This is a genomic window from Halalkalibacillus sediminis (genome assembly GCF_002844535.1).
Classification (GTDB): domain Bacteria; phylum Bacillota; class Bacilli; order Bacillales; family Alkalibacillaceae; genus Halalkalibacillus_A; species Halalkalibacillus_A sediminis.
Map to the genome: position 1 here is coordinate 18019 of NZ_PJNH01000001.1, position 14164 is coordinate 32182.

The following is a 14164-nucleotide window of genomic DNA, read 5'->3' on the forward strand; positions in this document are numbered from 1 at the left end:
TCAACTTATGGAAATAAAAAACATTGTTTCAGAAATTGAAGAAGAGATGATAAGAGTTAGACGACATCTACACAGAAATCCTGAGTTGAGTATGAAAGAATATAATACGACTCAATTTGTATTAGATTATTTAAAAGACACAAGTGTTGAGCTGTCAGTTATAAATGATGACATCGGTGTGGTAGGTGTTCTTCGAGGTAAGAAGGAAGGAAAAACGATCGGTCTTAGAGGAGATATGGATGCATTGCCTATACTAGAACAAACGGGTCTGGACTTCAGTTCCGAAGTAGAGGGAAGCATGCACGCTTGTGGGCACGATTTACACACGACAGTTTTGCTCGGTACGGCAATTGTTCTTGATCGCTTAAAAGATGAACTTGAAGGGCAAGTCAAGTTTATTTTCCAGCCTGGTGAAGAAGTCATGAAAGGTGCTAAATTTGTAATCGAAAACGGCGTCCTATCGAATGAACCTAAAGTCGATAAGATCGTATGCTTACATACGTGGCCGTTAGTTGATGCAGGTAAAATTGGAGTGAGACATGGACCAATCATGGCTGCGACGGATACATTCGAAATTGAAGTGTCAGGTAGTGGAGGACATGCTGCGCACCCTCATATCGCCACCGATCCTATTCCTGTTGCAAGCCAGCTGGTGAGTTCCTTGCAAAATATTGTTTCGAGACAAATTTCTCCACTGAATTCTGCGGTGCTGACACTGGGCCAAATTCATGGTGGTAATGCTGATAATATAATTGCTAATAAGGTGACTTTATCTGGTTCGATTCGTACACTAGATTACGAGACGAGAGATAAGATGCAAGAAAGTATTGAACTAATGGCGGATCACGTGGCGAAGGCGAATCATACTGATGCTAAGGTTACGTTCCATCCAGGTAGCCCACCAGTCATTAACGACGATGAATTAGTCGATATTATGATCGAGTCGACAACTGCGGAATTGGGTGAAGAAGGCCTTGCCTATTTACCTGATCCATCCTTAGGTGGGGAAGATTTTTCTTTCTATTTACAAGAAACAGAGGGTATGTTGTTTAGAATCGGAACAAGGAATGACCAAGAACAGTCAACTCGTTCACTACACAACCCAGGGATAATCTTTGATGAAAAAGCGATTCCAGCTGGAATTACTGCCATGAGCGCATTTGCCATCAATTATTTAAAAAAAGATAAATAGATAGAAGATTAATGTTTAAGATAGGGTCGAATAATTAATATACAGTGATATTTTTTGTTTGACGAAGGAGACCGAGAATTTTCTCGGTCTCTTTTTTAATATGTAATTGACAAAATAGAAGAAACCGAAAAAAGACCGAGCATTAATAAGCTCGGCCACACTTTTATGATTCTTTAGTAGTCAAACTGACGGCTACTTTTTCTGTCTCTACCATTTCTTCACCAATGAGCTTGTTCTGATGGTTTAGATTCTCTACAGTGGCACTCATTTCTTCCAAACTGGCTGATGCTTGCTCGATGACAGAAGCTAATTCACTCGTTGATTCTTCCACTATGGAGGAATTATCTTTTACTGTCGAAGCTAGTTCTTCAAAGCTTGTGAATTTATTATGCAAGCTTTCTAGTTTTGTTGATAGGTTTGAGAATGCCTGATTCACTTGATCTGTTTTTTCTAAATTCTCATTGACCATCTCTTTGTTTGTATTCATCTTATCCAAGGCTGAGTCATTAGTGGTATTCACGTCCTTAAGGTTGGAAGTGATTTTCTCTGCTGTTTGATTCGTCATCTCTGCTAAGTTACGGATTTCATCAGCGACTACTGAGAATCCTTTGCCAGCTTCACCTGCTCTTGCTGCTTCGATGGAAGCATTTAATGCTAGTAGATTTGTTTGTTCGCTAATATTAATGATATCTTGCGAGAATGAATTGGTTTCACTGATTTTACTTGATAAGGTATGGAATGCTTGGCTAAGTTCTTCTACATGTGACTGGAACTCATTCATATTGGTCGATAGTTGCTTTGATAAACTATTTCCTGTTGAAGCAATGTCTGTTGATTGATTAAATTCTTCCTTCAGGGCATGAGTCTCATCTAACATGCTCATCATTTGCTGGTAAGTATTTTCTGCATTTTGGGCGATATCTGAGATTTTGTCACTTTGTACTGTACTTCCACTAGTCACTTCATTAATCGCTTCTGATAATTCTGATTGGGAATCAATATTACCCTGGACTTTCGAATTGACGTTTGTGATTTTGTGGATTATATCATTAACATTCTGCTGTAAGTCTTGTCGCTCTTGTTCTTTTTGTTGTGTTTCCAGCTCGCTATTGGAAAGAAGATTCTCGATATGTAGGAATTGCTTTCGATTTAAAAATATTAAAATTAAGGACATGACTCCGGCCAGAATATAAGCCACCATTATAGAGTTGATATTTTCTTGTAGTACTGCGCGCTCTACTTCAGCAAAGATGGAATTTAAGTATAAGGCGATTCCACCTAAGATATAGCCGATTAAGAATACAGGTCTTGTTAAATGAACAGTGGATAAGAAAAGTAAAAAGAATAAAACAACTACAGTAGATAGTCCACCACCCAAAATAAAAATTGAAGACAATACAAATGAGTAAGCAATTATAGACATCACGTATGGAAAAATAAACTCCCTTTTAATTAAATACCTGATGACAAGGTAACTTCCAATTAAAAAAGCTAGTTCGGATCCATAAAAAATGCTCCCAGTAAAGTCCCCTTCTATCAATGTTACCCCCATTGCAGCAATTACTGAAAATGAAAAAGCGATTAGCACTAACAAGTTTTTCTTTTTTACGTCGTTCAGTTTCAATTCATCTACGGCTTTCATTTCTTTCCCCCTAAAAATTATTCTATCTACATATGTATATCGGATGAATTTTGATTATTTTGAGACACGAAATGAACTGTTATGTTTTTTCCATTAGGTTATTTTTTTCTCATATGTTTATCCAGAATTAAAGGTTGGTAAGATGAAGCAGTACGTTTAATGCAAGATCATCAAATTAAGCGCCTGCTTGTATTAGATCAAAATCAAGAGAAAATAGAAGGTGTAGTATCACTAGGAGATTTAGGAATTAACTATGCGAATTATGCAGGGAACATTGTAAGCGAAACCTCTAAAGGAATAGGTAATAACTAAATAGTTACCTCCAATAATTTCTTTAATTAATAGTTTGTGAGGATAGTCGTCATTTCCTGAAATGGCGGTTTTTTTCACTCAATGTCTTATATACGGAACAATTACTGAACCATCATTCTTCATTGAAACATGTATTTCTTTCCTTAGATTAATTGAGGCGTAAAACACTTCTCCAATATCTGTGACTCCTAATGTCTTTAGTTTCTCTAACAACCATTTCTCATCTAGTTCAAAACGATTTAGTACTTTCTCGTAGATTTCTCCTTCTACTATTACTGGAAAGGTCATAGTTGAACCTTTTTTATAATTCATATCTTGTAAAGTAACATGTGTGTGTTCTGGTTTTTTCAAGACGCTTAATTCCCCGTTAGCCTCTAAAATGGCTGTCTCTACCTCATTCAGATCGAAGATATCTTTTTCTCTTAGCATTTGTAGGATGTTATCAATAGAGTAGTTCTGTTTTTTCAAGTTTTTGTCTAGTAGTTGTCCATCTTGAATGACTACAGTTGGTTCAAATGAAAGTAATTTCCCTATTTTTCGGTTAGAGACTTTCCATTTTGCTACAAATTTTTGTAAGACACCTATGGTTATGATTGCAATTGCTGTAGGTAAGTGGCTAACTTCTGTGTCAGCTATATCTGCCCCTACCACTGAACCTAAAGTAATTATTATCAGAAAATCGAATATCGGTAGTTCCCCGATGGCTCTTTTTCCCATATAAATAGTTACAAATAGTAATAAAGGTAAGATTGTAGCAACGCGGAAGATAACTAGTCCTATATCTTTAAAAGTTTCAACCATGAATGTTCATCTCCAACTGAAAATATATGTATCATCATACTTTCCTTCAATAATTAAAAAAATACATAGGTAAATATATCAATTTCCATAAATTAATGTATTCAGAAAGTTCTGTTATAAGTTATAATAGAGTTAGGACATCTTAGGAAGGGGACTTGCGGTGAAGAAAAAGAAGTGGATAAAGATAGGGTCAATAACCTTTGTATTGATCATGGTTATCAATATAGTAGCTAGTTTTTATTTTTATGATTTGGCGATTAAGAGAGAGAAGAAGGATTTCCTTGTAGGAAATGATGATTTGACGGTATCCTCAGAGGCGATGGATGTCTTTATAGAAGGAAGTTGGCGTGATTGGGAATCAAAACAGCGTTTTGCCGAATGGTCCATTCATTCTTTCGATGGATTAAAATTATTCGGTAATTATTTGGAGGCTGAGGAGCCAACGAATAAGACGGTGATATTTGCACACGGATACCTAGGCAAATCTCGGGATATGGCCTTATATGGCCAGCATTACTATGAGGATTTAGGATATAATATCTTTTCGCCGGATCTGCGTGGTCACGGGAAAAGTGAAGGTGACTACATAGGGTTCGGTTGGCACGATCGATTGGATTATGTGAAATGGATCGATCGAGTCATTGAAGAACAAGGTCCAGATACAGAAATTATTTTACACGGTTTATCGATGGGGGCTGCAACCGTCTTGATGACGAGTGGCGAAGACCTGCCTGATAATGTGAAAGCCGTGATTGCTGATAGTCCATATACGAGTAGTTATGATTTGTTTGATCATCAGATGGAGCGGATGTATAATCTTCCGTCTTTCCCCGTTTTACCAACAACGAACCTGGTGACGAATATGCAAGCAGGATACTCATTGACCGAAGCTTCTGCACTTGAACAAGTGAAAAAAGCGGAAGTGCCTATTTTATACTTGCACGGGGATAGCGATTCATTTGTACCGACGGATATGACGAATCAGTTGTATTCAAACACGAAGAGTGAAGCTGACATGACTATATTTGAGAACGCAGGTCATGGAGAAGCATTCGCGATCTATCCTGATAAATATGAAAGTGTATTAAGCGATTTTCTAACTAAATATATGGATTAATTTTTAGCCAATACTCAATTGAGAGTATTGGCTTTTTGATTCAAAGGATTTAAAGAACTTGTTATAGAATTAAAAGGGAAAGGACGTATTTCATGTAACCTAGATTGGAGTGATTTAGAATGAGAGAATCTCCCGAGAATAGAAGAGAAAGACTACGCCAACAAGAGTTGAAAAATAATAAAGCAAGTAATATAGGTGATGGATTTAATCGAGCTCAAGCAGGAGCATTGCAAGATCTCGTCGGAGCATTAGGATGGAAAGGTACGGGGATATTGATTATTGTCCTCATTGTAGGGTTTATAGTATATTCAATATTGTTTAACTAGGAGACATTAGAAATGAATGAAAAGATCTATTCGTTAGACCCGATTATTGATGAAAATGCTAAAGTGCTGATTCTTGGATCGATTCCAGGGCATCAGTCATTAGTGAAACAAAAGTATTATGGTAATCCACGCAATCATTTTTGGGGAATTCTATTCGAATTGTTCGATCACGAGTTTATAGAAGATTACGAGAAGCGGATACAATTTTTACACGAACATGGAATAGCAGTGTGGGATACGATTGGTGCTTGTTACCGAGAAGGTAGTCTCGATTCGAAAATTAAAGAAGCCGAACCGAATGATATAGAGGGGTTGTTAATGAGGTATCCCAACATTGAAGCGATTGGATGCAATGGTACGAAGGCTTACCAAACATTCAAAAGGCATTTCAAGCATTTGATGAATGAAATTGAAGTTGAGCTCTTGCCCTCCACGAGTCCGATCCCTGGCAGGTATAACAAGACGTTTGAAGGTAAGGTTGAAGCATGGGGAGTGTTACTGAAATACTTAAATGATTGAGAACACATTTTTTATTAAAGAAAACGGACATAACAAAGCACTACCGGACAGGATTATATTGAATGATCAAGCTATTATCTAGATAAGGGAGGAGGGAGAAGTCATGTGGATCGAATCATTACAGAAAGCGATTGATTATATGGAGGAACACCTATTGGAAGATATCTCAGTGGATGACATTGCAAGTGCATCGAATTTTTCACCTTTTCATTTTCAACGTACGTTTGCTTTATTGACAGGAGTGACTGTAGGTGAATATCTTCGTAGACGTCGTCTTACTCAAGCTACATATGATTTGGGGAAGACAGACATGAAGATCATTGAAATTGCTTTGAAATATGGCTTCGACTCTCCTGAGGCTTTCTCTAAAGCTTTCCGTCGACAACATGGGATGTCACCAAGTCAGGCGCGGAAAAATGAAGGGAAGCTGAAATCTTATAATCGCTTGGTGATCCAGGTGAATCTGAAAGGGGCAGAGCCAATGAATTATAGAATTGAAGAAAAGGAAGAATTTCACTTCATAGGTATGAAGAGAAATTTTTTGATGGAGAATGGAGAGCCACCTAAAGGCATTCCTGAGTTTTGGGATGAAGTCAATGAAAGTGGTGCAGATGAGAAGTTATGGCGTTTGAATGATGGCGCAGTCAAAGGTGTACTTGGCGTATGTGTTGATCAAGGTGCTGGAAGTATTGATTACTGGATTGGAGTAGCTCATGAGGCTGAATATGCAGAAAATAGTGATACACTGGAGAAAATGACGGTGCCCGCAGCTAAATGGGCAGTCTTCGAAGTACATGGAGCGATGCCGAACGCAATGGTTAACACTTGGAAGAAGATTTATTCAGAGTGGTTTCCAACAAGCGAATACGAATACGCTGGAGGACCAGAATTCGAGTTATATACAGAAGATGATCCGTTCAGTGAGAATTGTTATTCTGAAATTTGGATTCCTGTGAAATAGACTGTATATTTAATAGATTAAAGAGTTGGTCTTTTAAGAGAAAATTTTCTTTTGGCGGAAAAATTACGTTTTAAAAGAATTCTCGTAAACATCCGTGATAAAATGTTTATTAGATAGAAAGGATGTGCGAGAATGTCTGGTCAACAACGTAGTAATATTAGCCCTGGAGCTAAAGTCAGTATCGTCCTCAAGCAGGATCAACGGTCTGGAAAACTGACTGAGGGAATCGTAAAAGATATTTTGACTAAATCACCAAACCACCCTCATGGAATCAAAGTTCGATTAGAGGATGGTCAAGTTGGACGAGTGAAAGAAATTCATTCTTAATACAGGCAACCCCGAGTGTTAACCACTCGGGGTTTTGTCATATCTTTCCTATGTCTTCAGTACTTCTCTCGATGCCTGGCATACCAGGCATCCAGTTTGCGGGGACGCCTAGCCCCGTTTCTCGGCCGAATTGTATTGCTTGTAATAAACGTAGAAGTTCATATGAGTTTCTTCCGACTTCTCTTGGGTAGGTAACTTTGGAGACAATTTCTCCACTTGGGTCGATTATTACTGTTGTTCGACTAGCGACACCAGCGTTTTCATCTAATGCACGATAAGCTCGACTGATCATTTGGTTTCGATCACTTATTAAAGGATATTGAACCTGACTAGCAGAAGGGGATATATCTTTGAAAACCTTGTGGGAATATACACTGTCTGTGCTGATCCCTAGGACTTCCACGTTCATGTTACGTAATTCAGGATAAACAGCAGCAACTGCTGCTAGTTCTGTTGGTCAAACAAAAGTGAAGTCGCTTGCGTAAAAAAATAGTACAACCCATGAATCCCGGGCGTCTTCTAGTTGAATGGTTTGTATTTCATTATTCACATACGCTTCAGCAGTGAACAGCGGGGCAATATCTCCCCTCGACGCGCAGAAAGGGAGAGGGTGATCATTGTAATCTGCTACTGTTGGGAGCTTAGTGTTCTTTTCTGTCATTTATTTTACACCTCCTTAAAAATATCTATATGTGAAAGATATGTATTTAACTTCTTGTGGAGGGTTTTCTTCAATCAAATTTTTTTACAATGATCATTTTAGTGATTATAGTTATAAATATACGAGTAAGTCGTATATTTTTTTGTGAAAATATATACCTTGTAGGGTATTATTAGTCTAGAAAGCGAGGAGGAAGAGAATTGAAAACTCAAATAGGGATCAAAGAGAATATATTATTATTTTCGTTATTAGTGGCCATGAACTTCTTCGTCGGTTCAATGGTTGGAATTGAACGTACAATTCTTCCGATAATCGGTGAAGATGAATTCGGACTAGCATCCACAAGTGCGGCACTTTCATTTATTGTGAGTTTCGGTTTCTCAAAAGCGATAATCAATTACTTCGCGGGTGAAATTGCCGATCGATTCGGTCGAAAAAAAGTTTTAATTGCCGGTTGGGTCATCGGGTTATTTGTACCTGTATTGATTATTTTCGCACATGCTTGGTGGGTGATTGTTGTAGCGAACGTACTTCTTGGGTTGAACCAGGGGCTTACTTGGTCCATGGCAGTAAATATGAAAATCGATATATCGAAAGCGACTCAGCGAGGTACAGCGGTTGGTATGAATGAATTCGCCGGTTACTCTGGGGTAGCGATTATGGCAGCCGTTTCAGGGTATGTCGCTTCTACTTATGCTTTAAGACCAGAACCTTTCTTTATCGGTATTGCAGTCGTGATCATTGGTATCATTTTATCAATTTTTATTCGTGATACTCAGGAATTCTTAGATATACAGGTTAAAAATAATACTACAGTAGAAGAAGATGAACTATCGTCTAAACAGGTCTTCAACTTAACGACTTTTAAGGACAGGAATTTATCGAGCGCCAGTTTATCAGGGTTGACCACTAACTTAAAGGACGGAATGGCGTGGGGACTTTTTCCACTATATTTTACGACGGTCGGACTAACGGTTAGTGAAGTTGGAATAATTGTCGCTGCCTATCCTGCGGCATGGGGGGTATTCCAGTTGGTCACTGGTATTTGGAGCGATAAGATTGGTAGAAAGGTTTTGATCACAAACGGTATGTTGCTTCAGGCAGCGTCGTTATGGTTCATCTTACTGGTAGACGGATTTTTTCTTTGGTTGATTGGAGCCATTTTATTAGGCGTTGGAACAGCTATGGTGTATCCGACGCTTCAAGCAGCTATTGGTGATGTGGCAGCACCTAGTTGGAGGGCTTCTTCCATGGGGGTATACCGATTCTGGAGAGATAGCGGATATGCCTTCGGCGCGATTTTAGCAGGTGTTTTCACAGATTTCATCAGTGTATCTTGGGCCATCGGGTTAGTGGCTATCCTTCCATTCCTTGCGGGGGTACTAAGCCAGGTTCGAATGAAAGAGACTCTAGTAAAATAAATGATTTCTAATTAGTGGAAGTGGTATACTGAAATCACCTTAAATTTAAAAGTAGGTGAAAAAAATGAGTACCACTGCAATGGTTACATTATTCATTTCGATTTTTTCATTGACGATTTCTGGGATTGTAGCGTTCATTACGTATCGCTATAACACGGTTGAGATAAGAAATAATGCAAGATTGGAGCATAATAAGCTTCTTCTTGAAATTGACCGGATGTATATCGATGATCCAGATTTATGGAGCATATATGATAACCATCCAATTTCGAAGCATATAGAGCGAACCCCTCTTAAAAAGGGTAAAAGAGAAGCGTTCATCTATTACTACTTGAACTTTTTTGATATTATCTATGATTTTTATCATAAGCAAATCTATAAAAATAAAAATGATCGCAATGATTGGGATTCATGGGATTCATATATTCGACACTTTTTCCAAGGGTGTACGATGGCGAGGGAAATGTTCAAAGATTCTTCCGAGTGGTATGATAAGGATTTCGCTAAGTATATACTAAAAATCATCAGAGAGATTGAATGGAAAGATTATGACCGATTCGTGGAGGATAAAGATGAAGTTTGATATGGTTACTCCGACATTTGAAGATATTGATGGAATGCTGGATTTGAACTACCGGATCTATCCGAAAGAGTGGCATGTATCTCCAGAGTATGTGAAAGAGGTAATGATGCAGAATCCTGAAGTCTATCGGGTATGCAAAGTGAACGGAACAGTGAAAGGTGTTTATAGTCTTTTTCCTCTGAATAAGAAAGATTATGAAGGGGTCTTAAAAGATGAAATAGACGAGAAAGACTTGGCTGATAAAGTTCTATCTTATGATGGTTGTAAAGAGGTTTATCTTTATTTAATTTCCATTATAGTAGATATTTTTGATGAAGATTATAAACGGTATACTCTTGCACTATTGCAAGATATGCCTGAACAGTTGAAACTATTAGAATCAAAAGGAATACAGGTAAAAGAAATTGGAGCTTTTGCAATCTCTGAGGATGGAAGTCGTATATTGAATCGAATCGGCTTCAATCAAGATCCTGAAATCGAGACGAATGAATTTCCTGTATTTCGTTCAACAGCCCCTGATTTAATCCAGGCTATTAAAAAGTAATCCCTCTACTAATAATGTAGAGGGATTTTAATTTTTAGCTTTCGTTACTATTTCTCTTCTTCCGTTTTCTAATAATCATCCAGACGCCCCCACCGATAATCAACAATGGTACTAGAACTGGTGACATTCCAACAAAAAAGACGAATAATCCTGAGAACATCGTTATGATTCCATTTACTGTTTTCATGAAAAAGCTTTGAGCCCGTTCCCAAGTGTTCAGCGAGTCTTGAGTTTGGATTTCAGCAATATTGACGCTACGTTCCCTGATCGAAAGTGTAACTGTAGAAAAAGCCACATTGTCTTCTAGATAAGTCATTCTTCCTTTGATTTGTTCGATTTCTTCTTGGACGGAAGATAGGTCATCTGAGATCTTAAGTAAATCTTCGGTTTTCTCAGCCTCATTTAAAAAAGTAAGCAATCTCTCTTCAACTGCTTCTTTCGATCGTAATCGTGACTCCAAATCCACATATTCCTCAGTCACATCATCACCGTGTGTTCTTTTTTCTAATACTTTTGCGCTCGCAGACTCCAAGCTGGACATGAAGGGTCGAAAATTTTCCTGCGGGACCCTAATTGTCAGTTCACCATTTCTAAGTTCATCATTTTCTCCGCTAGAGTATTCTGAGGATTCAACAATATACCCATCGACCCGATTGATTTCGTCGGTAATCTTGTCGTAGGCTTCATTATAATCTTTCACTTCGATCGCGATTTGCCCCTCATAGATGATCATCTGTTTCTTACTACGACTACTTGTTCCTTCAGTTTCAGTTTTAGTATCAGCCTCGGCTTTGGAATCTTCGGTGGTTCCTTCTTGCTCACCATCTGATGAGGATTCCTCATTTTCAACGAAGCCTGCCTCATCTCCGCTGTCTTCCGCACCCTCCATAGAGTTATCGGAAGACTCACTGGAACTGTTGCTACAAGCACTGAATAGGAATACACTAACTATAATCATTGAAACGAAAAATATTTTTCTAAGCATAAATAGCCCCCCTACTATACTTATTTGATTGATTAGACGTTAAGAATTAATAAATGTTACAAATAAGTTGTTCGTGATTGAATCACCAGAGTAGTGGGAATATGTTTATCAGTGCAGTTACAGGAAAAGGATGATGTTGATGGAGTGGAAACATGTTTGGAAAGGGATCGTCGTATTAATATTCGTCCTTGTTTTATATTCGTTTAATCAACGACTACTTAATTTTTCACCAGAAGACATACGGACACTTATTTATACTGCGGGCTGGTTAGCGCCCGTATTTTATATAGTTTTATTCACGCTGAGACCACTCGTACTTTTTCCTGCTTCAGTATTTTCGATCGTCGGTGGCTTAGCTTTTGGTGCTTATTTTGGTTCGTTATTAGCATTGATTGGAGCTGTTTCTGGAGCCGTTTTGTCATTCATTTTGGCAAGGAAGTATGGAGAGAGATTCGTCCGGAAAGCACCTACAGGTAAAATGTATGAGATCAAGGAAAAATTCGAGGAGAAAGGTTTTTTCTATATATTAATGCTCCGTTTTTTACCAGTAGTCAATTTTGATTTGATTAGCTATTCAGCTGGATTATCAAAGGTGAAGATCAAGGACTTTATTAAGGCAACCACACTGGGTATTATCCCAGGTACTTTAATATATAACTTTTTAGGAGCTAGCCTTGTAGAAGGTGACCGAACGACCATGATAATCGTTGGCACCATATATTTAATCGTTATAGTCGTTCCTGTCATATGGAATAAACAAATTATGAAAAGAATTGAGGAAGTTCCTGAAAAAAGCTGACTATCTTTTTATTGAGGAGGATTTATTTTGAAACGATTGCAACAAACATTACAGCGAATTGATGGAAAAAGTTATAAGGCGTATAAGGATATTCAAGGGAAATTCCAATTCAATGGATTTGAATTGCATATGGATTATGTACAAGGGGATCCGTTTGCGGCTCCTTCTAAACTTCGATTGGTTATACCAAAAGACTCACAAACGATCGACAGCGAGTGGCTAGAGACAAAAAGACGTCGTATTTATATCGAGGATTATATCGCTAGAATGGTCGACCGAGCTATCTTCAGTAATAAAATCAACGTTAAAGGCAGTGGAAAAAGCGGAAGTGTCTCCATCGATGGACCTGACCAAGAGATACTAGAACGCGCAGCTGTCAATGTGACCAGCAATGAGGTGACTGTTTGTCTTTCAATCGGATTACCTGCAAATGGTCGACGAATTAATGGACGTGAAGCGGACAAGCTATTTTTCACTCTGCTGCCTGATATTTTGAAAAACTCCGTATTCAAGCTTGATACAAACAAACTGAAGCGTGCAATGGAACTTGCTGATCAGCATGGTGTTATCAGAGAAAAGATGCGTGAGGAAAATTGGATCGGCTTCATTGCAAATGGTTCCATTTTACCGAGAAAAAGTGGAATCAGTTCCAGACCTCTAGATAATGCAGTTCCTTTTGAGAGCCCTAAGGAGAATGAGGTCTCCTTTGAAATCCCTCATCGCCAAGAACCGATTACAGGGATGGCAATTAAAAAGGGAATCACGTTGATTGTCGGTGGCGGTTTCCACGGTAAAAGTACATTGTTGAATGCACTTGAAGAAGGTGTGTATGAACATGTTGCTGGTGATGGTCGAGAGTATGTATTGACTGACCCTACAGCAGCAAAAATCAGAGCTGAAGACGGTAGAAGCATTTCAAACGTTAATATTTCACCGTTTATCAACGATTTACCGAACGGTGATGACACTGCAACATTTACAACTGAGAATGCTAGTGGTAGTACTTCACAAGCTGCCAATGTGGTCGAAGCCCTAGAAGCAGGTGCTAAGACCCTGTTGATCGACGAAGATACGAGTGCGACCAACTTTATGATTCGTGATGAGCGGATGCAACAACTAGTAGCTAAAGATAAAGAACCTATCACACCTTTCGTGCAAAAAGTTAAGCAGTTGAGAGACGATAAAGAGATCTCGACTATTCTAGTCATGGGTGGTTCTGGCGATTATTTCGATATCGCTGATGATGTAATCATGATGGATCGTTATATACCAGTTAACCGCACGAATGAAGCTAGAGAAATCGCTGAGGCAGAACCAAGAAAATATGAGACGATGGAGCACGATTACTTCGGTTCCCTTACAAAGCGAACCGTCATTACGAATTCGATCAACAAAATTCTAGGACCGAAGAAAAAGGCGCAAGCAAAAGGCAAAGGAACAATTTTGATTGGAAAAGAAGCAATCGACCTTTCATTAGTTGAACAAATTGTCGATGTTTCCCAAACAAGAATGATTGCAAATGTGTTAAAATATATGGCGTTAAAGCCTTCATCAAGTGAATGGACACTAGAAGAATGGCTAGATCAGATTGAAGAAGAAATCGATCAGAACGGACTAAGCTTCACCCAGAAAAATCAAAAAGCACACCCTGGTGATATAGCACGACCACGAAGATTCGAAATCGCAGCAGCCATTAACCGCTTAAGAGGCGTGCAGATGAAATAGAATTAGTTGTTTTAGGGCGGAAACTCGCCGTTTGGAGGAGGAAACCCGCCGTTTGGAGGTGAAAACCCATCTCCAAGTAGCGAGAACTTCAGGGAAAGATGCTGGAATTCACGGGCAAGAAGCGGGAATTCACGGGAAAGAAGCGATAACTCACGGGAAAGAAGCGATAACTCACGGGAAAGAAGTGGGAACTCACGGATAAGAAGCCAGAATTTACGGGTAAGGTGCAGAAACTCACGGGCAAACTCA

16 protein-coding genes and 1 pseudogene are annotated in these 14164 nt (G+C 38.7%); 13 read left to right on the top strand and 4 right to left on the bottom strand.

Going from position 1 to position 14164, the window contains the following annotated elements; translation table 11 throughout:
- Positions 1-7: 7 nt before the first annotated feature.
- Entirely contained in the window at positions 8-1192 is a 1185-nt protein-coding gene (locus tag CEY16_RS00155; protein ID WP_101329881.1) for a M20 metallopeptidase family protein, read from the top strand.
- 163 nt (positions 1193-1355) lie between these two features.
- Here the strand turns inward: CEY16_RS00155 and CEY16_RS00160 are convergent, their stop codons facing one another.
- On the bottom strand, positions 1356-2834 hold the full coding sequence (locus CEY16_RS00160; protein WP_101329882.1) for a methyl-accepting chemotaxis protein: 1479 nt from the start codon (positions 2832-2834) through the stop codon (positions 1356-1358).
- Positions 2835-2990: 156 nt separating this feature from the next.
- On the opposite strand from CEY16_RS00160, the pseudogene CEY16_RS15000 reads away from it, so the two are divergent.
- Positions 2991-3146: pseudogene (locus CEY16_RS15000) on the top strand (CBS domain-containing protein); the annotation flags it as partial.
- A gap of 78 nt (positions 3147-3224) precedes the next feature.
- Here CEY16_RS15000 and CEY16_RS00165 read toward each other — a convergent pair.
- Positions 3225-3947, bottom strand: a complete 723-nt coding sequence (locus CEY16_RS00165; RefSeq protein WP_101329883.1) for a DUF421 domain-containing protein — start codon at positions 3945-3947, stop codon at positions 3225-3227.
- Between the two features lie 160 nt (positions 3948-4107).
- Between CEY16_RS00165 and CEY16_RS00170 the strand changes: the two genes are divergently transcribed.
- The 5 genes from CEY16_RS00170 to CEY16_RS00190 all read left to right on the top strand — a co-directional run bounded on the left by CEY16_RS00170 (position 4108) and on the right by CEY16_RS00190 (position 7197).
- A complete protein-coding gene (locus CEY16_RS00170) occupies positions 4108-5064 on the top strand; it encodes an alpha/beta hydrolase (protein WP_238378723.1) in 957 nt (318 codons plus the stop codon).
- 119 nt (positions 5065-5183) lie between these two features.
- Positions 5184-5390, top strand: a complete 207-nt coding sequence (locus CEY16_RS00175; RefSeq protein ID WP_101329884.1) for a DUF6366 family protein — start codon at positions 5184-5186, stop codon at positions 5388-5390.
- A gap of 12 nt (positions 5391-5402) precedes the next feature.
- Positions 5403-5909 carry a DNA-deoxyinosine glycosylase gene (locus tag CEY16_RS00180; protein ID WP_101329885.1) on the top strand — a complete coding sequence of 169 codons (507 nt, stop codon included), beginning with the start codon at positions 5403-5405 and terminating at the stop codon, positions 5907-5909.
- Positions 5910-6012: 103 nt separating this feature from the next.
- Positions 6013-6870: an AraC family transcriptional regulator gene (locus CEY16_RS00185; protein ID WP_238378724.1), complete on the top strand. Its 858-nt coding sequence runs from the start codon at positions 6013-6015 to the stop codon at positions 6868-6870.
- A gap of 132 nt (positions 6871-7002) precedes the next feature.
- Positions 7003-7197: a YwbE family protein gene (locus CEY16_RS00190; protein WP_101329886.1), complete on the top strand. Its 195-nt coding sequence runs from the start codon at positions 7003-7005 to the stop codon at positions 7195-7197.
- 37 nt (positions 7198-7234) lie between these two features.
- On the opposite strand, the gene CEY16_RS15360 is transcribed toward CEY16_RS00190, so the two are convergent.
- Positions 7235-7858, bottom strand: coding sequence for a peroxiredoxin (locus tag CEY16_RS15360; RefSeq protein WP_238378767.1), 624 nt, complete (start codon positions 7856-7858; stop codon positions 7235-7237).
- A gap of 200 nt (positions 7859-8058) precedes the next feature.
- Between CEY16_RS15360 and CEY16_RS00205 the strand changes: the two genes are divergently transcribed.
- From CEY16_RS00205 to CEY16_RS00215, 3 genes are all read left to right on the top strand, one after another.
- Complete coding sequence (locus CEY16_RS00205) at positions 8059-9279, top strand: MFS transporter (protein ID WP_238378725.1); 1221 nt, start codon at positions 8059-8061, stop codon at positions 9277-9279.
- Between the two features lie 64 nt (positions 9280-9343).
- Positions 9344-9862 carry a hypothetical protein gene (locus tag CEY16_RS00210; protein WP_101329889.1) on the top strand — a complete coding sequence of 173 codons (519 nt, stop codon included), beginning with the start codon at positions 9344-9346 and terminating at the stop codon, positions 9860-9862.
- On the top strand, positions 9852-10406 hold the full coding sequence (locus CEY16_RS00215) for a hypothetical protein (protein WP_101329890.1): 555 nt from the start codon (positions 9852-9854) through the stop codon (positions 10404-10406). Before CEY16_RS00210 ends, CEY16_RS00215 begins: the two co-directional genes overlap by 11 nt.
- A gap of 34 nt (positions 10407-10440) precedes the next feature.
- On the opposite strand, the gene CEY16_RS00220 is transcribed toward CEY16_RS00215, so the two are convergent.
- Positions 10441-11391 carry a DUF4349 domain-containing protein gene (locus CEY16_RS00220; protein ID WP_101329891.1) on the bottom strand — a complete coding sequence of 317 codons (951 nt, stop codon included), beginning with the start codon at positions 11389-11391 and terminating at the stop codon, positions 10441-10443.
- A 139-nt stretch (positions 11392-11530) separates the two neighbouring features.
- Between CEY16_RS00220 and CEY16_RS00225 the strand changes: the two genes are divergently transcribed.
- The 3 genes from CEY16_RS00225 to CEY16_RS15075 are packed head-to-tail and all read left to right on the top strand — an operon-like array spanning position 11531 to position 14117.
- Positions 11531-12190: a TVP38/TMEM64 family protein gene (locus CEY16_RS00225; protein ID WP_101329892.1), complete on the top strand. Its 660-nt coding sequence runs from the start codon at positions 11531-11533 to the stop codon at positions 12188-12190.
- 27 nt (positions 12191-12217) lie between these two features.
- A complete protein-coding gene (locus tag CEY16_RS00230) occupies positions 12218-13915 on the top strand; it encodes an ABC-ATPase domain-containing protein (protein WP_101329893.1) in 1698 nt (565 codons plus the stop codon).
- A gap of 52 nt (positions 13916-13967) precedes the next feature.
- On the top strand, positions 13968-14117 hold the full coding sequence (locus CEY16_RS15075) for a hypothetical protein (protein ID WP_162297810.1): 150 nt from the start codon (positions 13968-13970) through the stop codon (positions 14115-14117).
- The last annotated feature ends 47 nt before the right edge of the window (positions 14118-14164 follow it).